This is a genomic window from Undibacterium umbellatum (genome assembly GCF_014284125.1).
GTDB lineage: Bacteria > Pseudomonadota > Gammaproteobacteria > Burkholderiales > Burkholderiaceae_D > Undibacterium > Undibacterium umbellatum.
Genome location: NZ_JACOFX010000019.1, coordinates 1 through 24,606, shown reverse-complemented (window position 1 = coordinate 24,606; position 24,606 = coordinate 1). Strand labels below are relative to the sequence as shown.

The 24,606-nt window shown below is 51.5% G+C and carries 15 protein-coding genes and 1 riboswitch; of the genes, 4 read left to right on the top strand and 11 right to left on the bottom strand.

Annotation, left to right across the window (positions count from 1 at the left end; translation table 11 throughout):
* Nucleotides 1-18: 18 nt before the first annotated feature.
* The 6 genes from thiS to H8L47_RS24425 all read right to left on the bottom strand — a co-directional run bounded on the left by thiS (nt 19) and on the right by H8L47_RS24425 (nt 12,746).
* The gene (gene thiS / locus H8L47_RS24450; RefSeq protein WP_186956297.1) at nt 19-219 is read right to left on the bottom strand and encodes a sulfur carrier protein ThiS; all 201 of its coding nucleotides are present in this window, start codon (nt 217-219) and stop codon (nt 19-21) included.
* Nucleotides 220-221: 2 nt separating this feature from the next.
* Nucleotides 222-2,135, bottom strand: coding sequence for a phosphomethylpyrimidine synthase ThiC (thiC, locus tag H8L47_RS24445; RefSeq protein ID WP_186956296.1), 1,914 nt, complete (start codon nt 2,133-2,135; stop codon nt 222-224).
* Nucleotides 2,136-2,220: 85 nt separating this feature from the next.
* Nucleotides 2,221-2,322: riboswitch (TPP riboswitch) on the bottom strand.
* A gap of 70 nt (nt 2,323-2,392) precedes the next feature.
* Complete coding sequence (locus tag H8L47_RS24440) at nt 2,393-4,522, bottom strand: tetratricopeptide repeat-containing diguanylate cyclase (RefSeq protein ID WP_186956295.1); 2,130 nt, start codon at nt 4,520-4,522, stop codon at nt 2,393-2,395.
* 69 nt (nt 4,523-4,591) lie between these two features.
* Nucleotides 4,592-9,124: an EAL domain-containing protein gene (locus H8L47_RS24435; protein ID WP_186956294.1), complete on the bottom strand. Its 4,533-nt coding sequence runs from the start codon at nt 9,122-9,124 to the stop codon at nt 4,592-4,594.
* 171 nt (nt 9,125-9,295) lie between these two features.
* A complete protein-coding gene (locus H8L47_RS24430; RefSeq protein ID WP_230413898.1) occupies nt 9,296-10,480 on the bottom strand; it encodes an ABC transporter substrate binding protein in 1,185 nt (394 codons plus the stop codon).
* A gap of 172 nt (nt 10,481-10,652) precedes the next feature.
* Nucleotides 10,653-12,746 carry a TonB-dependent receptor plug domain-containing protein gene (locus H8L47_RS24425; protein ID WP_186956293.1) on the bottom strand — a complete coding sequence of 698 codons (2,094 nt, stop codon included), beginning with the start codon at nt 12,744-12,746 and terminating at the stop codon, nt 10,653-10,655.
* A gap of 225 nt (nt 12,747-12,971) precedes the next feature.
* Here H8L47_RS24425 and H8L47_RS24420 point away from each other — a divergent pair, with 225 nt between their 5' ends.
* The 3 genes from H8L47_RS24420 to H8L47_RS24410 all read left to right on the top strand — a co-directional run bounded on the left by H8L47_RS24420 (nt 12,972) and on the right by H8L47_RS24410 (nt 17,333).
* A complete protein-coding gene (locus H8L47_RS24420) occupies nt 12,972-15,797 on the top strand; it encodes a valine--tRNA ligase (RefSeq protein ID WP_186956292.1) in 2,826 nt (941 codons plus the stop codon).
* A 119-nt stretch (nt 15,798-15,916) separates the two neighbouring features.
* The gene (locus H8L47_RS24415; RefSeq protein WP_186956291.1) at nt 15,917-16,381 is read left to right on the top strand and encodes a DUF2147 domain-containing protein; all 465 of its coding nucleotides are present in this window, start codon (nt 15,917-15,919) and stop codon (nt 16,379-16,381) included.
* A 148-nt stretch (nt 16,382-16,529) separates the two neighbouring features.
* On the top strand, nt 16,530-17,333 hold the full coding sequence (locus H8L47_RS24410; RefSeq protein ID WP_186956290.1) for a substrate-binding periplasmic protein: 804 nt from the start codon (nt 16,530-16,532) through the stop codon (nt 17,331-17,333).
* A 2-nt stretch (nt 17,334-17,335) separates the two neighbouring features.
* On the opposite strand, the gene H8L47_RS24405 is transcribed toward H8L47_RS24410, so the two are convergent.
* Nucleotides 17,336-18,949: a sensor histidine kinase gene (locus tag H8L47_RS24405; RefSeq protein WP_186956289.1), complete on the bottom strand. Its 1,614-nt coding sequence runs from the start codon at nt 18,947-18,949 to the stop codon at nt 17,336-17,338.
* Nucleotides 18,950-19,258: 309 nt separating this feature from the next.
* Here H8L47_RS24405 and H8L47_RS24400 point away from each other — a divergent pair, with 309 nt between their 5' ends.
* Nucleotides 19,259-19,507: a YdcH family protein gene (locus H8L47_RS24400; RefSeq protein ID WP_186956288.1), complete on the top strand. Its 249-nt coding sequence runs from the start codon at nt 19,259-19,261 to the stop codon at nt 19,505-19,507.
* A gap of 35 nt (nt 19,508-19,542) precedes the next feature.
* Here the strand turns inward: H8L47_RS24400 and H8L47_RS24395 are convergent, their stop codons facing one another.
* The 4 genes from H8L47_RS24395 to H8L47_RS24380 form a co-directional block, all read right to left on the bottom strand.
* Entirely contained in the window at nt 19,543-20,343 is an 801-nt protein-coding gene (locus tag H8L47_RS24395) for a DUF3025 domain-containing protein (protein ID WP_186956287.1), read from the bottom strand.
* Nucleotides 20,344-20,360: 17 nt separating this feature from the next.
* Nucleotides 20,361-21,425, bottom strand: coding sequence for a dihydroorotase (pyrC, locus tag H8L47_RS24390; RefSeq protein ID WP_186956286.1), 1,065 nt, complete (start codon nt 21,423-21,425; stop codon nt 20,361-20,363).
* A 141-nt stretch (nt 21,426-21,566) separates the two neighbouring features.
* Nucleotides 21,567-22,331 carry a hypothetical protein gene (locus tag H8L47_RS24385; protein ID WP_186956285.1) on the bottom strand — a complete coding sequence of 255 codons (765 nt, stop codon included), beginning with the start codon at nt 22,329-22,331 and terminating at the stop codon, nt 21,567-21,569.
* Nucleotides 22,332-22,540: 209 nt separating this feature from the next.
* A partial coding sequence (locus H8L47_RS24380) for a beta strand repeat-containing protein (RefSeq protein WP_186956284.1) occupies nt 22,541-24,606 on the bottom strand: 2,066 nt, incomplete at its 5' end.

Sequence of the window (24,606 nt, the reverse complement as noted above, 5' to 3'; positions counted from 1 at the left end):
AATCAACACTTTTACGTATCAACCACCGCCAATAGCACGCACAACATCCACCTTGTCATCGCCATGCAATTGATACCCTTCCCACTGCGACCGTGGAATAATCTGCCGGTTTACCGCCACCGCAATCGCCTGCTGCGACAGATTCAGTTCTGCAATCAAATCTGCCAGCAGCTCACTGCTCAGTTGCCGCGCCTCTCCATTAAGCTGTATCTCCAACATGGCTATTGCTTCTTATAGATTTCCGCACCGGATTTGATGAATTCAACGGCCTTGACTTCCATGCCCTGTTTCAACGCCTGAATCTCGCTGATGCCTTGTGCATTCGCATAGTCGCGTACTTCCTGCGTAATTTTCATGGAGCAGAAATGTGGTCCGCACATGGAGCAGAAATGGGCAACCTTGGCAGAATCCTTGGGCAAAGTTTCATCATGGAATTCGCGTGCCTTGTCGGGGTCGAGGCCGATGTTGAACTGGTCTTCCCAGCGGAATTCAAAACGTGCCTTGGACAGGGCATTGTCACGGATCTGCGCACCGGGATGGCCTTTTGCCAGGTCGGCGGCATGAGCAGCGATTTTGTAAGTGATGATGCCATCCTTGACATCGACCTTGTTCGGCAAACCCAGATGCTCTTTCGGTGTCACATAGCACAGCATGGCCGTTCCATACCAGCCTATTTGTGCGGCACCTATGCCGGACGTGATGTGGTCGTAGCCTGGAGCGATGTCAGTCGTCAATGGGCCCAGCGTATAGAACGGTGCCTCATGGCATTGCTCCAGTTGCAGGTCCATGTTTTCTTTGATCAGGTGCATGGGCACATGACCAGGGCCTTCTATCATGACTTGTACATCATGCTTCCAGGCGATCTGGGTCAATTCCCCCAGGGTTTTCAATTCACCTAACTGTGCTTCATCATTGGCGTCATAGATGGAACCAGGGCGCAGGCCATCACCGAGGCTGAAAGACACGTCATAGGCTTTCATGATTTCGCAGATATCTTCGAAATGCTCGTACAAAAAGCTTTCTTTATGATGAGCCAGACACCATTTGGCCATGATGGAACCACCACGTGACACAATGCCGGTCAGGCGTTTGGCCGTCATTGGCACATACTGCAGGCGCACACCAGCATGGATGGTGAAGTAATCGACGCCCTGCTCTGCCTGTTCGATGAGCGTGTCACGGAAAATTTCCCAGGTCAGGTCCTCTGCCTTGCCATTCACTTTTTCCAGTGCCTGATAGATGGGCACGGTGCCGATAGGTACGGGTGAATTACGAATGATCCATTCGCGGGTTTCGTGTATGTGTTTTCCTGTGGACAGGTCCATAACATTGTCACCACCCCAGCGTATTGCCCAGGTCATTTTTTCGACTTCTTCGCCGATGGAAGAGGTAACTGCTGAATTACCGATATTGGCATTGATCTTGACCAGGAAATTACGGCCTATGATCATGGGCTCTATCTCTGGATGATTGATGTTAGCAGGAATAATCGCGCGGCCACGGGCGATTTCTGAACGCACAAATTCTGGCGTTATTTCTGCTGGAATGGAGGCGCCAAAAGATTGGCCTGGATGCTGGCGGCCCATGACTTCTGCCAGCTTGTTGCCCATGGGGCCGGAAGCTTTCAGGTTTTCCAGATATTCTTTTCTGCGCAGGTTTTCACGGATGGAAACAAATTCCATTTCCGGCGTGATGATGCCCTGGCGTGCATAGTGCATCTGCGAGACATTCTTGCCTGCCAGTGCACGGCGTGGCAGGCGTTTGAGGTTGAAACGCAGCTCAGCCAGTTTGGGGTCATGCAGGCGGGCAATACCGTATTCTGAAGTAGGGCCAGCCAGTTCTTCGGTGTCATTGCGCTCGGCTATCCAGGCGCCGCGTACAGATGCCAGGCCAGAGCGGATATCGATTTTTACTTCGGGATCGGTGTAAGGGCCGGAGGTATCGTAGACATAGATAGGCGGATTTTTTTCCGAGCCGAACATGGCTGATGTATCCGACTGGCTGATTTCGCGCATGGGTACGCGGATATCGGGGCGGCTGCCCTGTATATAGGTTTTACGTGAGTTCGGCAGTGGCTGTATGGCTGCCTCGTCTACCGTGGCGGTAGCGGACAAGAATTGCGGGTTGGCGTTCATTTTGGCTCCTTTGCTTTGTTGGCATGGAGCCAGCAAAGGAGTTTCCAAAAAAGGTGCGCGCATAGATCAAACATAATACGGGCGGCACAAACTTCGGCAGCTTCCCTTCGCTGGCATTATCCAGATCAGGTTCGAGGGTATTTCTCACCCGCCAACAAGATTGATGGCAGGACCCCTAGCATTTTTCTTCGGGTTCTGAAAGTGAATCCAGAACCGCGACGACGGCAGATTATACGACTTTTTTAAACTCAGGTGATTTATTTGATGATGCTGGTCAAGTCAGCATCTTGCGTGCCCTGCGAAGCAGGTTGAGGGTTGTCGGCTTGCCGGACCGGTCCATGCACTTCTGCCAACTCCACCATACCTGCCTTGATAGCGGCAGATAAATCATGATCGAGTACGGGCAAGGCTTCTTCATAAGCAATCAATAATTTGCTGACACCATAGGCACGGTTGCGGCCATTGACCTTGCCCAGGTACAGCGCCATGTCGGCAATTTGCAAGGCTTTTTCCCAGTTACAAACAGCTTCTGGCAGTCCAGAGAATGGCAGACTGATGAAACCTGCAGTCAGCGTGACTGGCACCAGCATGCCATCTACCTCCATGCTTTCTTCGCCTATGCTACGCAGGATACGGTCCACCAGGTTTTTCAACTGAGCAGGGTTGGTGCGCGGTGAATAAATCAGAAATTCTTCTCCGCCCCAGCGCAAGACCATGTCACTGTCGCGCACCGTGCTACGTAGACGACGCGCCACCTCAACCAGCACGGCGTCCCCAGCAGCATGACCATGGTTATCGTTGATATTCTTAAAATGATCGATATCCATGAGTATCAGGCAATCCGGATTTTCCAGCGCATCTTCGCGTCGCTCTCCCTCCGGCAAGACGATCCTTCCTTTCATCATATCGACAAAAGAACGACGGTTGTACAAGCCTGTAAGAGGGTCACGCACGGCATGAAATTCAAGTTGCTCATTCGCTTCACGCAGTTTTTCATTGGTCCTGCGCACCCGCTGATAAAGGAAGAAAATCACCGCACCGACCATCACCATCAACACACCTGCCAGCATGAGTATGACTTGCTGTAACTGACGGTTTTCTATCTCTGCATCTTTCAATTGATTTTCACGAGCCAGCAATTCAATCTGTTTTTTTCTTTGTTCCGCATTGAATTGCTCCTGCAAGGTAGCCACTGCCCTGGCCCGGTCGGACCTGAATAATTCATCGCTGAGTTTTTGCTGTTCGCGTACTATCGCCAGAGCTTCCTTGTGCATATCGGCAGCTTCAAACATATTGCCGATTTCACTGAGCAAACTTTCTACATCCGACTTGGAGCCAGTTTCCATGAAAAATTTCTTGGCCTCATTGATGTATTCTATCCCCTGAGAAAACTTCTTTTGGCCAGCCAGAGCGAAGCCAATGTTTGCTTTGGCAATAGCGATGGAAAAAGGATCTTGTACAGACAGGGCTTTTTCCAGAGAAAACCGGGCTGCGCGCTCCGCCTCGGCAAATTTGCGCACGTTCAGGTAATAGTCAGATATATTGCCCAGAGCCGTTGCTGCCAACGCTGGCATGCCAGCCTCATTGGCAATTTGCAATACGATTTTGTAGGCTTCAAAAGCTTCGTCATGCCGCCCGAGATCAATCAGGGCCAGACCGCGCGTCATTTGCAGTGATGAAATAATTTTGGGCGATTCTGTTTTGGGCTGCATCGCCAATGCATCATTGGTAGTTTCCAGTGCCTTTTCCGCATTATGCATATGCAGGTACAGCCTGGCGATGGACTCCATGCGGTACAGCTTGGCCTGCACCTGGCGACGTGGTATCTGGTCTGTCTGCTTCAGGGCTTCGAGAAAATACGAGAGTGACTTGTCAAAATTGCCTATCGCCATTTGCACCATGCCAAAAGCGATATTCAAACGCATGATAACTTCAGCATTTTTGGTATCGCGCAAGCTCTGCTGTATGTCATTCAGCTTGACCAGAGCCATGGCAAACTTGCCCTGATCCATCAGTTGAAAAGCCTCACCTATCAGGCCCAGGCTGATCATGTCATTATCATTGCGGGATTTGGCCAGTTGCAGCAACTCTGCGTTAGCAGCATCAGCCTCTTTGATTTTTCCTGCGTCATACAAGATGCCTATCAGAGTTTTCAAGACTTCTGCGCGCAGCACATAGTCGGCATCCTTGCCTAATTTCTCCTTGTATTCCTGTAATTTTTTCAGTGCTGCCGTGTTGTCGCTATCGGACAATGTATGTATCGATTCAATCTCAGAAAAATCAGTTTTTGCTTGCGCGTAGACAGATGCATTCATACCCAGCAAACTGATGCTAAGCAATCCCTGCACCAGGCTGTTTTTCCATCTGAAAGTGTGAAGCTGCAGCATGCAAGCCCTCATTGATCTGTCTTGGTCTCTCGTACTGGTGCTACTGCGCGGACGCAATAGCCCATCTTTTTATTTTCCCTGTTGATCCAGAAATACGCTGCCGACCTGGCTCAATATTTCATCTTCCAACTGTTGTGCTGGTATCGGCTTGCTTAAATAAAAACCTTGCAGGATGTCACATGACTGCGTGCGCAGGAAATCCAGTTGTTCGCGGGTTTCCACACCTTCGGCCACCACTTCCAGACGCAAACTATGAGCCAGCGCAATGATACCAGTGACGATGGCAGCATCGTCGGCATCGCCGGGAATATCGCGCACGAAAGAGCGGTCTATCTTGATGATGTCGACAGGAAAGCGCTTGAGGTAAGACAGCGATGAATAGCCAGTACCGAAATCATCAATGGTCAGTCTGACACCCAGGCTGCGCAATCGGTCCAGTACTGCCAGGGTATCTTGCGCATGCTCCATCAAGGTGCTTTCGGTAATTTCCAGCTCCAGCAATTTCGCTGGCAAACCAGTGTCGATCAACACTTGCTCTACCGTGCTGGCGAAATCCTTTTCAAGCAACTGACTGACCGATAAGTTCACCGCGACCCGCAAATGCCCTAAGCCTTTATCCATCCAGTTGCGCATTTGCGCGCAAGCTGTGCGCAAGACCCACTCACCCAGTGCGATGATGAGACCTGTCTCTTCTGCCATGGGAATGAATTCCAGCGGCGATACCATACCGCGGCTGGGATGAAACCAGCGCACCAGTGCTTCCATGCCTATGATCTCGCCGGTATCCATGCGCGCCTGTGGCTGGTAAAACACTGCCAGTTCATTACGTTCCAGCGCACGGCGCAAGTCATTTTCCAGACGCACTCGCTCCGAGATGGAATGTTCCATCGCTGCTTCAAAGAACTGAAAGTCGGTATTGGTTTTCTTGGCCCGGTACATGGCGGTATCGGCATGCTTGACCAGGGTGCCGACATCCATTCCGTCATTCGGATAGACCGAGATACCTATACTTGCAGTCACAAAAATATCGTGGCTATCTATCTGGAAGGGTTTGGCCAGGGTACGACAAATATTTTGCGCAGCCGATGCGGCGGCCGCCGGGTCAGCCAACTCACTCAGCACTACGGTAAATTCATCACCACCCAGGCGTGCCACGCAATCGGCATTGCGCACGCTGCGGCGTATGCGTTGGGCGACAGCGATCAGGAGGCGGTCGCCAACATCATGGCCCAGGGTGTCATTGACGTTCTTGAACCTGTCCAGATCCAGGAACAGCACGGCTACCGATTCGCCATTCTCTTTTGCCAGTGCCAACCTGCGCCCCAGTTGATCGAGAAACTGAGTACGATTCGGCAAACCCGTCAGCACATCATTGAAGGCCAGGTGGCGTATGCGTTTTTCTGCCTGGTTTGCTTCTATGATGCGGCGCACACGTTGCGACAACACGGCGAAATGGATGGGCTTGGGGATGTAGTCGCAGGCACCAGCAGCAAAAGCTCTCTCTACCGAGCTATTGTCTTCCAGTGCTGTAATCATCAGCACCGGTATGCTGCGGCCGCGTGGCATTTCCTGTATCAGGGTGCAGGCAGTAAAACCATCCATGACAGGCATGACGGCGTCCATGAGGATGACATCGGGCCGCATGCGTTTCAACATCAGGAGTGCTTGCGATCCATCGGCAGCTTCTTCGACCTTGAAACCATCTCTTTGCAGGGTATGGCGCAAGGTACTACGTGTGCTGCGATCATCATCGACCACTAACACCTTGGCAACCTGACGGCTATGGGTCACCGCTTCACGATTTTCCAGAAAAACTTCATTTCCCAGTTCAGCCGCTACTGCTTCATAGGCTTGATGCAGGCTGTTTAACAGAGGAGCTATTTCTGACAAATGTCTCTCCAGTGCCAGTTGCTCAACTTCCTTGGCAAACTGCAACAGATTGCTGGCTCCCAAGTTGCCGCTACTGCCTTTAATGGAGTGAGCCATGGCACGCACCAGTTCGGCATCGCCCTGCTGCAAGCCCTGGTGTAACTGCTCAAGATATATGGGGGTATCTTCCAGGAACAGGGATACAGTTTGCTGCAGACCCGGCCCGAGTATATCGCGCAGCTTGTCAAAGACCACACGATCAAGTGGCTGGCTGTCCAGTGCCTGCAAGTGTCCATCAGCAGGCAGGGCACGCCCTGCAGCGCCGCCGTGTGTCAGCCAGCGCTCCAGTTTGTGGCGTAAATCGACCAGGGTGATGGGTTTGGCGAGGTAATCATCCATGCCGATTGCCAGGCATTTTTCAGCATCCCCACGCTGGGTATTGGCGGTCATGGCGACGATGGGTGTACGTCTGCCCAGACCATCTTCATAACTGCGTATGCGCACTGTGGCTTCATAGCCATCCATTTCCGGCATGCTGCAATCCATGAGTATCAGGTCATAGCGATTGCGGCGCGCTGCTTCTACTGCTTCCTTGCCATTGCCGGCAAACTCACAATGACAGGCAGACAACGAGAGCATGCCTGCCGCCACCATCTGATTGGTGCGGTTATCTTCGACCACAAGTACACGCCAGTCGCCTTGCAGGCCATGCTGACCAGTATGACGTGCCGCCTCGTTCGACCTTGATTGCATGGGAGCAGGAGCCATAGCAGCAGTTGAAGTCTGCAAATGAACCGTGGTCAACAGCAAATGACGCAGCGCTTCCAGCAATCTTTCCATTTGCACCGGCTTGCCAAGGCAAATGTCGGCAGATGAGGGATTATTTTCTCCAGCACAGCCATAGCGGTCCAGCGCCAGGGTGCGGACACCGCTATAGCGATGATCGTTACGCAGGCGGCGCGCCAGTTCTTCACCATTGTCATCAATACTGGCGACATCCATGATCACCAGCGAATGCGGCGACCCTTCCCTGGCTGCCAGGTCCAGCAAATTCAATGCCTGTACACCATCTTCGGCGGCACGACACAAGATGCCGTGCCGGGCCAGATTCTGGCTCAGGAAGTCGCGCAGGATTTCGCTCGGGTCAACGATAAGCACGCGTTCATCTTGCAAATCGCTGCTCAGCAAACTGGCTTTTTCACTGTGTTGATCACTCACAGTGGCATGGCATTGCATGCTGAAATAAAAATTGCTGCCCTGGCCAGATATGCTGCTGACGCCTATCTCGCCATGCAAGAGTGCCACCAGTTGTTTGCAAATGGCCAGCCCCAGACCTGTACCACCATACTTTCGGGTGGTGCTGCGGTCAGCCTGTGCAAAAGATTCAAAGACATTTGACACCGCATCTGGCGACATGCCTATACCTGTATCGCTGACGTCAAAACGCAATTTCAAGCGGGCCCCATCTTGCGTACTGCCAGGATGCTCGGTCAGAACCACGCGCACAGCGATTTCCCCTCGCTCGGTAAACTTGACGGCGTTACCAATCAGGTTGATGAGTATCTGACGCAGGCGCAATGGGTCACTTTTAATGCGTAGCGGTACATCATCAGCGATCAGGTAGGCCAGTTCCAGGCCCTTTTGCTGGGCCTGCTTGGACAATAATTCCAGCACTTCGGCCAGCACTTTATTCAAGTCAAATTCAATTTCTTCGACTTCGACCTTACCAGCTTCCATCTTGGAAAAATCCAGGATGTCATTGATCAGCTCTATCAATGCCTGGGATGAATTCCAGGCCACATCGACGCATTCCCGCTGGCGTTTGGTCAGGCGCATTTCTTTCAGCATGTCGAGCATGCCGACCACCCCATTCAAAGGCGTGCGCACTTCATGGCTGACAGTGGCAGCAAACTGCGCCTTCATAACGGCTGTGTGCAGCGCCTGGTCGCGTGAATGCTTGAGTTCTGCCTCGCGATCTTCAAGCACGGCCATCATCTGGTTGAAGGCATGCGCCATTTCTATGATGTCTTTTGAGCCATCGGGCGTGGCACGCATGCCAGACTCGCCCGCCTCGGCCCTGCCCATGAGTGAGGACAATTGATTCAGCGGACGTATCATCTGGCGCGACACCAGGCGTATCAAGGCCAGCAAGATCAGGGCAAATGACAGGGTGATGCCAAGGTTGCCCAGCAATAAGGACATCACCAGTTTATTCAGCGTGGTCTTGCCAACCACGACATGAACATAGCCCAACAATTGTGGCTTGCTTTCCTGCACTTCAAAAGGTGATGCTTCAGTTTCTCCACCTATCACGGGAGCGCTGAAGCGCCAGTCCTGGTCGCTTTCCTGTTCAAGTCTGGCACTGGATAATTGCTCAGTTGGCTGGGTTTGTAAAGGCGGCAGATTAACGCCGGGCTTGCTCTGTGACAGCAAGACCTTATGTTCGGCATTGGCGATTTCGACTTGCAAAACATCGGGAAATGCCAGTGTGGTAGCTACGACTTCCCTGGCATTGTCAGCAGAGTGATACAAGAGCGCGAGGCGGCTTTGCCGCGCAAGATTTTCTGCTACTTGCTGGCCTTGCACCACAAAATAAGCGCGCATGCGATGGCTGGCCTGCCATGAGTTCATGATGGAGGAAAACAGCGCCAATACCAAAATGGCCGCCGTAATAATGACGGTCAATTGGCGGCTAAAACCGGTACGCCGAAAATAATTGCTGAAAAACTTCATGCTTGAACCAAATTTACTTAGCGCCATCTACCGTCACATCGCAACGACAAACAACAATATGTCTCAAAATATTCAAGATCATGGAGTCATGGCTAAGCTATGGCTCCATGCTTGGCTTGTTTGCTTCTGCATATGCAGACTCGTTCATACTCGGTGCTGCAGCGCCATCATTCAAGGCTCAGGAAAAATCGAATCGAAACTTCGCTGGCTTTGATAATCAATGTTTAAACCTATATGACTGGCCGTGCGCAAATTCACGGCGACCAGTACTTCACGCAAGAGTGATACACCTGATTTACGGCCATCCCCACTCAGCGCACTTTGTGCTGCCATCGCAAGACTGTGACCGAGTTCCAGGTTATTAGGGTACAAGGCAAATAGTGCACCTTTTTTAGCATGCAGGAAACTGCTGGAAAAGAAAGGAATGCCACGGCTCCAAGATTCACGTAAGACCAGGGGCAGGATACTGCCTTCTTCGACCGTGGTGGAATCTTGCGGCAGCCACAGGGCATCGCGCTTGTCGGCGCTGGTAAAAGCTGCTTCATATTGATGAGCGGCACTGGCCAGGTCGCGGGCTTCATATGCCAGCAACTCCAGCCCATGCTGTTTGGCGGCGTCGCGCGCGAGTTTGATCAAAGATTCATTATTTTTAGGGTCATACACGACAATGACTCTTTTGACATTTGGCAGCAGGCTCTTCAAGCGTGAAAACAATAACACCGGATCTGGCATGAGACTAACGCCAGTCATGCTGCGGCTTTCGCTTTCCGGGATGTTCAAGACACCACCAACCACCACAGCAATTTCGCGATCAAGATTGTTGGCCAGTTTTACACCCTGGCGACCCAGGGCAATGACCACCTTGACACCACTGCGTTTCAATTGGGTATTCAATTCACCAGCTTCGAGCTTTTGCCCTATCGGGATACTGATGACGGGCAAGCGCGATTTACTTTCTATACCTTCTATGATCTTGGCAAAAATGCTGCGGTACGGCTCGCCCATATCGGGATACAGCACGGCCAGACTGCCGCCACTACTCGCGTCCTGACGCCTGCCCTGACCAGCAACATCAGCAAACACCAGATATTCACCATATTGACGACCCATGCGTAAATCTTGCGCCATGACTGGCGTATGCACGAGCTGTTTTTGATTTTGCAACATAGCCAGATCATAGACAGGTACAGGCTGTTGAGCCTTGGCTGGGAAAGTCAAAAACAGTAGCCAGCAAACAAACGCAAACCAGCGGGCGTGTCGAAACACTTCCAGCTTACCGCCAGTTTTGCAACGGGCACGATCAGCATGGATCTTGAATACTGAGGAGGAGCAGGTTTCCGCTATCAAGTGTTTCATTCTTTCTTTGATTTTCACTGCAAGGTGTATTGCACTCCTGCAATTTTTCCCCGGCTGCCATCTTAGCCATCAACATTAACAGGTTTACTTCTGTCCCCATACCAAAATCACTGGTGCTGCCCGTTCTTTCTGGCTGGCGGCCAATTTTTTCAGAAATCGAAATGACTCAGTTTTACAACTTGTAGCCAAACTGCACAAATACTGATCGTCCCGCCATGGGAATATCATTTGGCAAACTCACAAAAGGTGTGCTGTAGGGGCTGGGTTCGCGCACATCGGCATTGAAGAGATTGCGCACCGACACAGTCCAGTCCCAGCCAGCATATTTGTTATTACTACCTATAGTCAGATCCAGAGTGGTGTAATCCCGTATCTTCGGACGAGAGTCACTGGGTTCGCGTTGCCTGTCGCCGACATGATTGACCTGGGCATTGACGCGCCATCCTGTTGGTGCATGCCAGTCAGCACGGAGATAGGCGTGGCGGCGTGGTGCCAGACCAGGGTCTTTTTGCAGCATGTCGTCAAGCGTATTCTGGTAGGCGATATTCCCCGCCAGACTGATATCCTTGTTCACATCCCAGCTGGCTTCCAGCTCAAAACCCCGGCCACTCTTGCTGCCACCATTTTCATGCAAAAAATTATTGCTGATGCGAATAATGTCCGTCATCTGATAATGAAAAAGCGTCAAACCCAGATGCAAGCCTGACTGCGCCTGCCAGCTCAGCGCGGCTTCCGTGGTACGCATTTTTTCCGCCTTCAATGCCGGATTGCCATTCACCACAGGGTTATTGATGACATATAACTCTTCAAAAGCAGGGGCACGAAAGGCGCTGCCATACAAGAGCTTGGCGGTCAGGTTGTAGTCGACCTCCCAAACCAGGGCCAATCTTGGATTGGTCGTGTTACCAAAATCGGAATACTGGTCACGCCGGACACCAGCAGTCAGGGTCCAGTCCTTGGCAAACTGCCACTCATCTTGCACGTAGACATACTTCAACAAGCGGCTATGTGGTCGTAAGTAAGGGACAGTGTCAGTAACATCCACCAAATCGGAAAAAGCACCTGCATTAATGGGTGAATTGTCTGGATTGAAGTTTTTCGTCTCGCGGACCTTATATAAGTCTTCTTTTGACATGCCTAGGCCAAAACGCAAATGATGTTGGGAAAAACCACTGTAATGCACGGTCGCGTTCAATCTTTCATGACGCTCCCAGCGGAAAGGGCTGCCGATAAAACCATCCTTGAATGCGCCGCCAAAAGCCCCGGCAGGAAAAATATAGACGCTGGCATTTTCATTATAATAAGTAAAACTGCCATTGACTTCCACCCCCCAGTCCCTGGCCATAACAGGATCTTTATATTTCAGATCACTGGTAAACCTGCGGCTGCTAGCCCAGCCTTTGGGATCGAGTGCCTGACCTATGCCTGGGCCAGTTCCCAAATTTTCTCTGTGCATGACTCCCAGATGCAGATTCCATTTGTCGTAAGCAAATTCAAGATTGACATCAGTGGCGGCGCGACCGAAATTTCCGTAACCAGGGGCCAGCGAAGCATTGGTTCCAAACAATTGATCAAATCCGCTCTGGGCATCACGCTCCACCAAAGGGCGTGGCCCGGCAGTACGGCTATGTTGCAGGGACGCTGCCACATCGATGCCCGCCCATTTACTCCCATGTAAAACCCAGGCGTCACGACTATTGAAGGAACCCAGCCTGACACCGAAACGGCTTCCTTCCTGCTCTTTTGCAGTTTTTGTGACAATATTGATCACGCCAGAAAAGGCATCTGCACCATACAGGGCGGAACCGGGGCCACGAATAATCTCTATTCTGGCAATATTTTCCAGCGGCATGTCGGCAGAAACCAGCCCCCGGTCGCCGCTATAAGCGTTCGTTAATGGTGTTCCATTGATCAGCACCAGCACTTGAGGATTGTTCAAGGTACTGCGTACCCCGCGTATCGTGTAAATACCCATGTTCAGCACAGTGGACCGGCTTACATGCAAGCCAGGCACGGTTTCCAGTATGCCGTCCAGGCTGGTAGCACCGGTTGCCTGGATGTCCGCAGCCGTGATCACTGTGGCAACGGCAGGTGCGCGGCGCAAAGGCATGGCCGAACCGGTAGCAACACTAACGACAGACTTGTCACCATATACCAGGGCCAGGTCCTCTTCATTTTGTGGCTCGTCAGCCATGGCCAGCTGCGGCTGTGCCAGCAGCAAGATAGCAAAATTCAGGGCATTTAGCGTGGTGATAAGGCGTCTCATCATGTCCCCTGGAGGTTACAAACATAATAATCCAATCCTTCCGGCAACAACAAGCACGATGCGTGACGGCAACGGGCATTTCTCACAACACTGCCGACTTATCACAAGCTCTACGATATTAATTATTATTAATGCAATTTAAATTCGGGCTACCTGCAGGAAAAGCCGACATATGCACTTACCTCATTTATAATCAAAGGTTTAGCAATCACCGCAGATCATATTATGGAATTAGCCAAGTCTTTTGAGCCCGCAGAAATCGAACAATCCTGGCGTGGTGAGTGGGAAAAACGTGGATATTTTGCCGCCACCATGGATGAAGGCAAACCCTCATTCTCGATACAGTTGCCGCCGCCAAATGTGACAGGCACCCTGCACATGGGCCATGCATTCAACCAGACCATCATGGATGGCCTGACGCGCTACTACCGCATGCGCGGTCACAATACGGCCTGGGTGCCAGGTACTGACCATGCGGGTATCGCTACGCAAATCGTGGTGGAGCGCCAACTGGATGCACAAAAGATTTCGCGCCATGATCTGGGCCGTGAAAAATTCCTGGAAAAGGTCTGGGAATGGAAAGAAAAATCCGGCTCCACCATCACCGGCCAGATGCGCCGCATGGGTGCCTCTGCCGACTGGGATCGTGAATACTTCACCATGGATGCTGAACGCTCCAAGAGCGTCACCGATGTTTTCGTCAAACTGGTAGAGCAAGGCCTGATCTACCGCGGCAAGCGCCTGGTCAACTGGGACCCAGTTTTGGGCACGGCAGTATCTGATCTGGAAGTGGTGTCGGAAGAAGAAGATGGCTCGATGTGGCATATCCGCTATCCATTCGCGGATGGTTCCGGCCACCTGACAGTAGCGACCACCCGCCCTGAAACCCTGCTGGGTGACGTGGCCGTGGCGGTTGACCCGACGGACGAGCGCTATATCCATCTGGTTGGCAAGATGCTCAAGCTGCCGCTGACTGACCGCGAAATCCCGGTGATTGCCGACAGTTATGTTGACAAGGAATTTGGTACTGGCTGCGTGAAGATCACGCCTGCGCATGACTTGAACGATTATGCGGTTGGCCAGCGTCATAAACTGGAGATGATTTGTATTTTCACTCTGGATGCCAAGATCAATGAAAACGGCCCCGCCGTATATCAAGGCATGGACCGATTTGTCGCCCGCAAACAAATCATTGCTGACCTTGATGCGCAAGGTTTGCTGGACTCGGTGAAGCCACACAAGCTGATGGTGCCACGTGGCGACCGTACCAACGTGATCATTGAGCCGATGCTGACTGACCAATGGTTCATGGCCATGAGCAAGCCGGCGCCGGAAGGCACGCACTTCCCAGGTAAATCCATTGCTGAAGTGGCACTGGAAAAAGTCGCTGACGGTGAAATCAAATTCATCCCGGAAAACTGGACGACAACTTACAATCAGTGGCTGACCAATATCCAGGACTGGTGTATTTCACGTCAATTGTGGTGGGGTCATCAAATCCCGGCCTGGTATGGCGACAATGGCGAAATTTTTGTTGCGCATGATGAAGCTGGTGCAAAAGTCAAAGCAACTGCTGCTGGTTACACTGGCGCATTGAAGCGTGATGAAGATGTGCTCGATACCTGGTTCTCGTCTGCGCTGGTACCGTTCTCGACCATGGGCTGGCCGGAAGAAACACCGGATATCAAACAGTTCCTGCCATCTTCAGTCCTGGTGACCGGCTTTGACATTATCTTCTTCTGGGTAGCGCGCATGGTCATGATGACTACGCACTTCACCGGCAAGGTGCCTTTCAATACCGTATATGTACATGGTCTGGTACGTGATTCCAGCGGCCAGAAAATGTCCAAGTCCAAGGGCAATACCCTGGACCCTATCGACCTGATAGACGGTATCAGTGTTGATGAACTGGTCGCCAAACGCACCGCTGGCCTGATGAATCCTAAACAGGCTGCCAGCATAGAAAAAGCCACGCGCAAGGAATTTGCCGATGGCATACCTGCTTATGGTACTGACGCCCTGCGCTTCACCATGGCCAGCTATGCCTCGCTGGGCCGGAATATCAATTTCGACCTGGGCCGCTGTGAAGGCTATCGCAATTTCTGCAATAAGCTGTGGAATGCAACCCGCTTTGTCTTGATGAATACCGAAGACAAGGATTGTGGTTTTGGTGCTGGTGTCACAGAAGCTGACCTCGAATATTCACAAGCTGACAAATGGATCATCTCTACCCTGCAACACGCCGAGGCCGAGATCGAAAAAGGTTTTGCCGACTACCGTTTCGACAATATCGCCTCTGCCATCTACAAGTTTGTCTGGGATGAATACTGTGACTGGTATCTGGAAGTGGCCAAGGTACAGGTACAGCAAGGTAATGAAGCGCAGCAACGCGCCACACGCCGCACACTCTTGCGCGTGCTGGAAGTGATCTTGCGCCTGGCTCACCCTATCATTCCTTTTGTTACCGAAGCTTTGTGGCAAACCGTGGCTCCGCTGGCAGGCAAGACTTTGAACCCGGCTGGCGACAGCATCATGATCCAGCCTTATCCGCTGTTCGTCGCTGAAAACGTCGACACTGCGGCAGAAGCCTGGATGCAGGCACTGAAAGGCATGACCGACGCTTGCCGTAACTTGCGTGGTGAAATGCAATTGTCCCCTGCCCTGCGCGTGCCGCTGCTGTTGCAAGCCGCCAATGCAGAAGACAAGGCACGCCTGCAATCTTTTGTGCCTTATTTGCAAGCCCTGGCGAAATTGTCTGAAGTATCTGTGGTTGATGCCTTACCAGATTCACCGGCACCGGTATCCATCGTCGGCGAATCCAAGCTGATGCTGAAGGTGGAAATCGATGTGGCAGCAGAACGTGCACGTATCAGCAAGGAAGTCGCCCGCCTGGAAGGTGAAATTGCCAAGATAGAGACCAAGCTGGGTAACGAAGGCTTTGTCGCCAAGGCACCTGCACAGGTCATCGCGGTTGAGAAAGAACGCCTGGCGAATTTCAAAGCTACCCTGCAAAAACTGCTGGAACAGCTGGGTAAGCTGCCACCAGCATAAGATGTTGCAATATCGTGGGTTAAAGTAGGTACTCTAAAAATATTGTACGTGGTGAAAATTTTGCCACGTACAATCAAATCACATAAATCAGAGACCGCAGTTTTTCTTTTGGAGACAGCATGAAAAAAACAGTTCCACTTGTGTTATCCGTACTATCCGCATTTATCGCACTCACAGGTATGCCCCTGCTGGCGCAGGCTGAAGAAAGCCCCGTCGGCCTGTGGAAGAGCATAGATGACAAATCAGGCAAACCCAAGGCGCTGATTCGTATTACCGAAACTGCCGGCGAATTGCAGGGCAAGATAGAAAAACTGTTTTTGGAAGCCGATGTTACCGACAAAAACCCGAAATGCGACAAGTGCGAAGGTGCCAACAAAGACCAGCCCATCGTCGGCATGACGATTTTGTCAGGGCTGAAAAAAGACGGTGATGAATACACCGGCGGCAAAATCCTTGATCCGGGTAATGGCAAGCTGTACAGCAGCAAACTCAGCATTGTGGAAAACAACAAGAAACTCAATGTACGCGGCTATATAGGTGCACCCATGTTTGGCCGTACCCAGACCTGGTTGCGCGAGCAATAAATCACAGGCTTGAGCCCGCACTTCAGAGGGAGCTTAGGCTCCCTTTTTCAATTTCAATCCAGCAACTATGTTGTAAGCAGGCGACTTGCCATAAAGCCTAATAAAGCAGATGATGAGCTCTTGAATCCCTTATTTATGAGGCGGTGTCATGAAAAAAGCTTGGTCGTCCTTGTTTGCACTTGCCCTGCTGATATCACATGGGCTGGCCTGGGCGCAAAAACCTGAGGCCCAGTTACTCAAAATTGCCACCGGCGAATTACCCCCCTATGCGACTGAAAGCCGACCCGACAAAGGCATCGCCCTGAGCATAGTGCGGCGCGCCTTTGAACTGGAGGGCTACCGGGTAGAATTTACTTTCCTGCCCTGGTCCAGGGCGCTGGCAGAAAGCCGTGCCGGCAAGTGGGATGGCACCGCATATTGGGGACATAAACCAGAACATGACGTGAGCTTTTTCCTGAGTGACAATGTCATCACCGAGCAATGGGTGTTTGTCTATCGCAATGCACTGGATTTCAAATGGCAGCAACTGGCTGACCTGCGCCCGTATCGCATCGCCATGATACAAGACTATACCTATACGCCAGAAATCTGGGCCATGGCCAACAAAGCTGAGCTGAAAGTGGAAAAGCTGCCAAACGACATGGCAGCCCTGCGCCTGCTGTTGTTAAAACGCGTGGATATCGCCCCTATGGAAAGAAATGTCACCTGTGATTTGCTGGCACGCAATTTTTCCCCGGCTGACGCAGCGCAATTGTCTGCGCACCCAAAATTGATGACAGACAGTTTCACCACTCACCTGATGATGTCACGGGGTTTGCCGAGCAGTGCTGGCCGGGTCGCGGCTTTTAATGCAGGCTTGAAAAAACTGCGTGCGTCTGGTGAATATCAAAAATTGTCGTCGCAGGTAAATTGCCCACAGGGCTGGTCGGACGTGGCAAAAACTGCGCACTGAATTTATAGCAAACGCCTGCCCATGTCTTCATGACCAGGAGCACACAGGGGCAATTGCATGATGAAACTGCTGCCTATTTCTGGCTGGCTTTCAACGTGTATGCTACCGCCCAATACGTCGCTGACAAGGTTATAGACTATATTCAAGCCCAGGCCACTCCCCCCCTGGCCAAGTTTGGTCGTAAAGAAGGGATCAAAGATGCGTCCCAGATTGGCCCCTGCTATCCCTATGCCATTGTCTCTGACACTCAATTCCACTGACGCTGGCTCAGTATCAAGCAAGCGCGCACTGACATCGATGAGCCCGTTTTCGCGCCCTTCAAACCCATGCAGGATCGCATTATTGATGAGATTGCTGATGATCTGCCCCAATAATCCTGGATAGGCATCCATGCGTATTTCCGGCGGAATATCCATGCGTATTTCATACACATTTCGCTTGATGCCTGCACCTATGGTCAGGAGGATTTCCCTGATCACTTCATCCAGCAGGAAGACGCGGCGCTGGGCGCTGGTGCGATCCACAGCCACACGTTTGAAGCTGCCTATCAGCTCAGCAGCGCTATGCAGATTGCGCAACAAAATATCGCTGGCCGCCAGATTATTGTCGACATAATTTTGTAAGGCTGCACGGGTAACACCCTGTTCCATTTCTTTATTGAATTCCCGGCTCAGGTCATGGATGGTGCTGGCCACGGTGACAGAATTACCAATTGGCGTATTAAGTTCATGTGCCACACCTGCCACCAGAGAGCCAAGTGCTGCCAGCCTGTCACTGCGCTGAATTTCAGCATGCGCAGTATTGAGGTCCTCCAGTGCTGTCCGCAACTCCTGATTCGAGGCATGCAATTGCCTGGTGCGGTCCTCAACACGTTGTTCCAGCGTAGCATTGTGGCTGGCTTGCTCGTGCATCAATTCACCCAGGCGCAAACGCATGGAATCCACACCAAGGGCCAGACTACCAAGTTCATCTGCCCTGGCGACACTGACAGCATCGGCCAGTTGCCCTTGCCCCAAACGATCCACATCGCGCTGCAATTGCTGCAGTGGGCGCATCATGCGTCGTTGGAATAACAGCCACAACAAGAAAAAGGAAATCAGTAATTGCACCAGGATGGCCAACCCGCCCTTGAGGAATTTTTTCAGGAATTCCTGCTCCATCAAATGACTGCTCATTTCTATTGTGACGCGCCCTATGACCGCACCATCCTTGCGAATGTCACGGGTTTCGCTGAGCAAACCCTGTTTCTGCACATTTGCTTGTTCGGCATGCACGAAGCGACCCAGCGCTGCGTCTTCAACAACGATGCGCACAACATCTGGATTAAGCATGACAGAATTGACAAAACTCTGTGCACTGGTGGCATCGACTTGCCATAAAGGCACAGGCATGGTTTGTTCCAGCATGCCTGCATATTGTTTGAGCGGGCTCCGCACACGGACGTCAAATTCGCGCTGATAGCTATCGCTGGCCAACATGGTTCCCAGCAAAATAGCGGGTATCAGTATGCCCAGACCTATGCCAAGTACAATAGCATTGCGCAAGGACAAGGTTAGCTGACGTGCATGACCACGCTGATCTGGTGACTCTGGATGATGTGTATGCTTGCTGAGCATGGCAGTGGCCAGTCCCGGTTTAGCCTGACTGCCTTACGGCAGAACTTGCCCGCACCTTGGTGCTGGCTGTGAGTGATGCAGCAATCTGTCTTATTGCGATGATCGTTCCAAGGCGTATCGCATTACACAATTATTCTACCTGAAATCGTCGCCATACTTGTTGATTCACATTTCACTGAGGCAAGCAGGAACGTCAACAAAAATTTCTTGACTCGCCTTGATGTAGATCATCAAGGCGAGGCTCCATACGCTTAGTATGAAGACAAGGAAATTTCTCCTCGTTACCACAACAACCCTAGAAGGAAGTCCATGCAAGTAGATCATCACCCCCTGTCTTCAGAATTTCCGGAATACAAGCAAGCCATACACGAATTAAAAACTGGCAACGCGCATTTCGCCAAATTGTTTAACGAATATGATGAAACTGATAAAGCCATCAATCGTGCAGAAAATGGTGCCGAACATCTGGGCGATGTAGCACTGGAAGGTTTGAAGAAAATACGTGTCAGTCTGAAGGATCAGTTATTCCAGATCTTGCAAACCAGCGCTGCTGCTTAATCAATCCTGGGTATGCTTACAGTGAACCGCCAGACTCAACTCTGGCGTTTTGCCCTGAAAACTTGTTGATCGGCATAAAAAGCAGCATCTTGCTGCGTCCACCAGCCTGGTAGACCAAGGACAGGTAAAGGTGTGTAGTCTGCCGTTGTCAAAGCTCGCTCTGCCAATTGCTGAGCGACCATTTTGTCAATATATGCACGTCGGCCTGGGCCATCCAGTTCGAAGTACGCTGGTGCTACCGTCACTACCCAAGTGTGGGCAGTAATCGCTTTATAGGGGTTGACCAGTTTTTCCATCAAGGCATGGCCAAAACACCAAACCTCTGCACAGCGTCCAAATTTTTCTGCCTGCGTGACAAAGGCATCCTGCCATGCATGGGCGCGCAGGGCCGTGATCAGGTTGGCCCCCTCCGCCGTATCGGCAACCACCAGCAAGGCAGCATTCTCATCAAAGATGGTAGCAGCATCCCGCGCCGGGCCGCGAGACTTGCCTATGCCACAAGCTGCAATTTGCGCTGCCTGCAGCGCATTCAATTGACGCTTGATGGCGGGGAAAGTCAGCCATACCAGAGCATTGAAAAAATCATGGAGATTCTCGCGGGTAGGCACCAGACCGGTCGCGCTGATATGTGCTTCATACGCTGTGCCTTCGGGCAATTCTTCCTGAGTAATAAAGCGTAGTGGCAGTTCAAGATGATTGCTCAATCCAGACTGCCCGGCAGACTGATTGAGTTGCGCACGCCAGTCATCTGCCGCCAGCAAGCCTTGCGCCTCTTCGCGTACAGCGGCAAACCAGGCTTGCGACCAGTCTATGTCATCAAAGAAACGTGGTGTCATGAAAATGCAGGCAAAGTTCAGGCGACGCGCATTTTCCAGTGCAGGGTTTCACCACTGTTGAGCGGCACGATGGTGGTATCGGCGAATGGCAATTCAGCCGGCATTTGCCAGTCTTCGCGCACCAGGGTAATGCTACCGCTATTGCGCGGCAATTGATAAAAGTCGGGGCCATTGAAACTGGCAAATGCTTCCAGTTGATCAAGCGCGCCAGCTTGCTCAAAAGCCTGAGCATACAATTCCATTGCATGCAGGGCGGTGTAGCAACCGGCGCAACCACAGGCATGTTCTTTCAAACCCTTGGCATGAGGGGCCGAATCTGTACCCAGGAAGAAACGCTTGCTGCCCGAGATGGCGGCTTTAACCAGCGCCTGTCTGTGGGTTTCACGCTTGAGTACAGGCAGGCAGTAATAATGCGGGCGTATACCACCTTTGAAAATCTCATTGCGGTTGTAAAGCAAATGATGGGGTGTAATCGTCGCGGCAATCGGGCCGCCGGACTCTGCCACATAGGCGGCAGCATCGCTGGTGGTGATATGTTCAAACACTACTTTCAATTCCGGCATATCCTTGCGCAATGGTTGCATGACGCGATCGATGAACACGGCTTCACGGTCAAACAAATCAATTTCGGCATCCGTAACCTCACCATGCACCAGGAAGGGCATGCCAACTTCCTGCATGGTTTCCAGAGTCTTGTAGCAATTTTTGAGGTCGGTCACACCGGCGTCTGAATTGGTAGTGGCACCAGCCGGATATAGTTTCACGGCATGGACGAAACCGCTGTCTTTGGCGCGACGAATTTCATCTGGGGGCGTATTATTTGTCAGGTACAGGGTCATCAACGGTTCGAAACTCATGCCTGCTGGCAAGGCAGCAAGTATGCGCTCACGATAGGCGGCCGCCTGTTCAGTCGTCGTGACTGGCGGCTTGAGATTTGGCATGATGATGGCACGGGCAAACTGTGCTGCCGTATGCGGCAGCACGCTGACCAGTGCTGCGCCATCGCGCACATGCAAATGCCAGTCATCGGGACGGGTAATCGTGATTTGTTGCGGGGAAGTGCTTGAAGTGGGGGCAGTCATGGTAGCTCGCAGTGACGGAATACCGGCATTTTACCTTTTTCGTCCATCTTAAGCACCTTTGCAAGCATTGCTCAAGGGCATTTCACGGGAGGTGTTTCTGCTAAAATAATGAAATGACAAATTATTCAGCGTTACATTTCCTTAGTGGCATGCAATCACGGAATCGAGTTTGCCACCAAAACGCTGCAATGCCATGACCCGCATGATCAATGCCTGTTCAGGCAATATATCAAGTGCGTTTTGCGATGAAGTGCCCTGTGTCATCAATAAAGCTATGTCCTGCGTATGCGCCAGACCTAGTACGTGCCCTAGTTCATGCCCTAACGGTTTGCCCATGATGAAATAGGGATTGGCATGTCGTTCCTGGCGCTTCATGAGTACATCGTTAAACACTGCTTTGCCTGCGGGCAAATTGCCAAATGCATCCGCAACTTTACCTGCCGGTGCGGGCATGGCTGAGGCAAAAATCACTGTCAGTTGATTGCGATTTTCAGTCCAGGCTGGCAGCTCACTTGCCGGACGGAATTTGAAATTGAAACCAATGCGCGCCTGCTGGTAATAACGGTTGACGAGCGCCATATAGGCTCGCAGTTGCTCAGGCTTATTCCAGATGGCAGAGTCTTTGAAAAACACGTCCACATCGACCACTATGGTTTTCTTGCTTTTTGCATCAGCACAGATTCCCGCATGCACAGCACAGTCTGGTTGCTGCTCAGGGAAAATCTTTAATTCGCGCGGTAAGTCTGCTGCCCACAGATGCGACCAGTCCAGTGCTTGCCATTGATATTCATCAGGTATTAATTTTCTGCAGTTTTTTGCATCAACTGCCCTTTCGCTCTCAGTGCCATGAACTGGTGCAACTACCAGCGTCAGGCAGGCAAGTATGGAGCAGACTATAGACTGCATCACTAAAGCAAATGAATAAGGGAATAAATGCATGAGAAATCGCTGAATGGCGGTGCCGTGATTGTGATGCTTCACATGCAAATACGCAGCAATTTTATTGTATCTATGAATGGTGACTTTAGTTACAAACGAGCCCGGCACTTTGCAGTGCCGGGCTCGTTTTTTTATCACTTTACAGGAGGATTACCCTCCTGCTATTACCAACCGAATTAAGCGATAAAGTCGCCAGCGACGATGGAACCTGCGCCAGTGATTTTAACGATAAAGTCAGTTGCGTCAACTGTACCTACAGTGCCACCGATGTTTTGGAAAGCATATGTACCAGCTGCTGTACCAGCAGCTACAGTGATGACGTAAGCCTGGGTGTTAGCTGCCAGAGTCGCGCCAGCTGCTGTTGCTGCTGTGGCGATTGCTGCTGCCAAAGTTGCTACGTCAGCGTTAGCGATGTTCAGTGCGTTCAATGTTGTTGCTGCTGTACCTGTTTTGAATACGTCAGAGCCAGCAACTTTGAAGTTTGCCACTGTATCGATAGAACCGATGTTGGAACGTGTCCCTGCAGAAGTTACATCGATCGTATCAACACCAGTTGTAGTTGTAGACAGATTGATAGTATCAACACCTGTACCGCCGGTAATGGTGGTTGCACCGGTACCAGTACCCAGAACATTCAGGGTCTGACCACCAGTTCCCAGGATGACGTTATTGATTGCCGTAGAAGCAGACTTGGTGAAGTTCAAAGTCACACCAGCACCGTTTTCATTAGTCACAGTCCATGCGGCGTTAGTACCACCAGTCACATTCACGGTTTCAACACCGGTTACTTTGGCAGACATATCCAGCGCAGCAGTAACAGCGCCAACGTTCAGGATATCCGCACCAGCACCACCGTTGATACCATTCGCTGCAACAGTTGCCGTGATGATTGCATCACCCACACTGAACGTATCGACACCAGTACCGCCAGTGACAGAAATCAAGCCAGCCGCGCCAGTGAAGGTATTTGCGCCATTTGCAAGTACATAATTTTCTACAGTCGCGTTACCAGCGATAGTACCTGCCGTAGAGAATGTGAAGGCATTTGTACCTGTCGCTGTGATGCCGGTGAAAGCACTGTATTGAGCCGCAGACAAAGTAATACCAGCATTGCTGGCAACCACCAGGCTTTCGAACCCGGAGATATTCGCACCAGCAATATTGGATGATGCGACCAGGCTCAGGATATCAGATGTACCAGCGCCTGCAGTGAAAGTGCCACTGTAAGTCTTGCCTTCCATGGTCAGGGTATTGTTACCTGCTCCCAGGTTGACATTACCGGCCAGCATGGAGTTGCCAGAGTTGGCCAGGTACACGCGGTCATTACCAGAGCCACCGTTGACAGTAGTAACACCAGCCGTTGCCACGTTGAAGTACACATCAGACGATGTATTGTCTATTGTGACTGTCTTGATGTTGGTAATGGTATTGCCGCCACCAATAACAAGGCTGCCACCACCCGTGAAGGTGATCGTGTCGGCGTCACCGTTATTACCATTGATGGTCGTGCCAACAAAAGCGGCTGCTGCACCGGTGAAGTTGTCGTTCACGCCTGCTGTGCTGTTAAATGTACCGCCAGCTGTCAGGGCGATAGGGGCCAATGCCTGACCACCCCCATTTGAAGGTCCAGTACCAACAGTACCAGCAGTCGCAGTAGCACCACCGGATGTACCGATTGCGTTCGATGTCGTCGTGTTATTCACACCACCACCCGTTGCATTGGAAGAAGACGTTACGTCGAATACCAAAGTACCGCCTGTCACTGTAACAAAGGACAGATCAATATTATTCACACCCGCCACATCATCCACAATCGTCAGTTGATGCGGACCTGCGCCAGTGAATGTCAGCACAGGACCAGACAGGTTCAATGCCGCACGCGCAGCGATTAATGCCGCATATTGACTTGCTGTGATGACGACTGCTGAATTTGCTGTGATGTTTTCAATGTTGGACAGTTGTGCACCAGCCAGGTTGATCGCACCGTAAGTAACCAGTGTATCGTTACCTGCACCCAGGTTGATCGTGTCTGTAACAACGCGAGCAACTGCATTGACTGTGGACTGTGCATTGATTGAAACACCGTTCTCTGTGACTGCATAGGTACCAGCGATGTAGTTACCCAGCAATACAACGCGGTCTGCACCAGCGCCCAGGCTCAGGAAGTTGGCGCCACGGGCCAGTGTGACGTCCAGAGCAGATTGTGCTGTCAATGCACCAGCATCGATAGATACACCGACTG

What these genes read in the sequence shown, in the direction of transcription:
- thiS (WP_186956297.1), bottom strand. Translation starts at nt 219, where the DNA reads ATGTTGGAGATACAGCTTAATGGAGAGGCGCGGCAACTGAGCAGTGAG.
- thiC (WP_186956296.1), bottom strand. Translation starts at nt 2,135, where the DNA reads ATGAACGCCAACCCGCAATTCTTGTCCGCTACCGCCACGGTAGACGAG.
- H8L47_RS24440 (WP_186956295.1), bottom strand. Translation starts at nt 4,522, where the DNA reads ATGCTGCAGCTTCACACTTTCAGATGGAAAAACAGCCTGGTGCAGGGA.
- H8L47_RS24435 (WP_186956294.1), bottom strand. Translation starts at nt 9,124, where the DNA reads ATGAAGTTTTTCAGCAATTATTTTCGGCGTACCGGTTTTAGCCGCCAA.
- H8L47_RS24430 (WP_230413898.1), bottom strand. Translation starts at nt 10,480, where the DNA reads ATGAAACACTTGATAGCGGAAACCTGCTCCTCCTCAGTATTCAAGATC.
- H8L47_RS24425 (WP_186956293.1), bottom strand. Translation starts at nt 12,746, where the DNA reads ATGAGACGCCTTATCACCACGCTAAATGCCCTGAATTTTGCTATCTTG.
- H8L47_RS24420 (WP_186956292.1), top strand. Translation starts at nt 12,972, where the DNA reads ATGGAATTAGCCAAGTCTTTTGAGCCCGCAGAAATCGAACAATCCTGG.
- H8L47_RS24415 (WP_186956291.1), top strand. Translation starts at nt 15,917, where the DNA reads ATGAAAAAAACAGTTCCACTTGTGTTATCCGTACTATCCGCATTTATC.
- H8L47_RS24410 (WP_186956290.1), top strand. Translation starts at nt 16,530, where the DNA reads ATGAAAAAAGCTTGGTCGTCCTTGTTTGCACTTGCCCTGCTGATATCA.
- H8L47_RS24405 (WP_186956289.1), bottom strand. Translation starts at nt 18,949, where the DNA reads ATGCTCAGCAAGCATACACATCATCCAGAGTCACCAGATCAGCGTGGT.
- H8L47_RS24400 (WP_186956288.1), top strand. Translation starts at nt 19,259, where the DNA reads ATGCAAGTAGATCATCACCCCCTGTCTTCAGAATTTCCGGAATACAAG.
- H8L47_RS24395 (WP_186956287.1), bottom strand. Translation starts at nt 20,343, where the DNA reads ATGACACCACGTTTCTTTGATGACATAGACTGGTCGCAAGCCTGGTTT.
- pyrC (WP_186956286.1), bottom strand. Translation starts at nt 21,425, where the DNA reads ATGACTGCCCCCACTTCAAGCACTTCCCCGCAACAAATCACGATTACC.
- H8L47_RS24385 (WP_186956285.1), bottom strand. Translation starts at nt 22,331, where the DNA reads ATGCAGTCTATAGTCTGCTCCATACTTGCCTGCCTGACGCTGGTAGTT.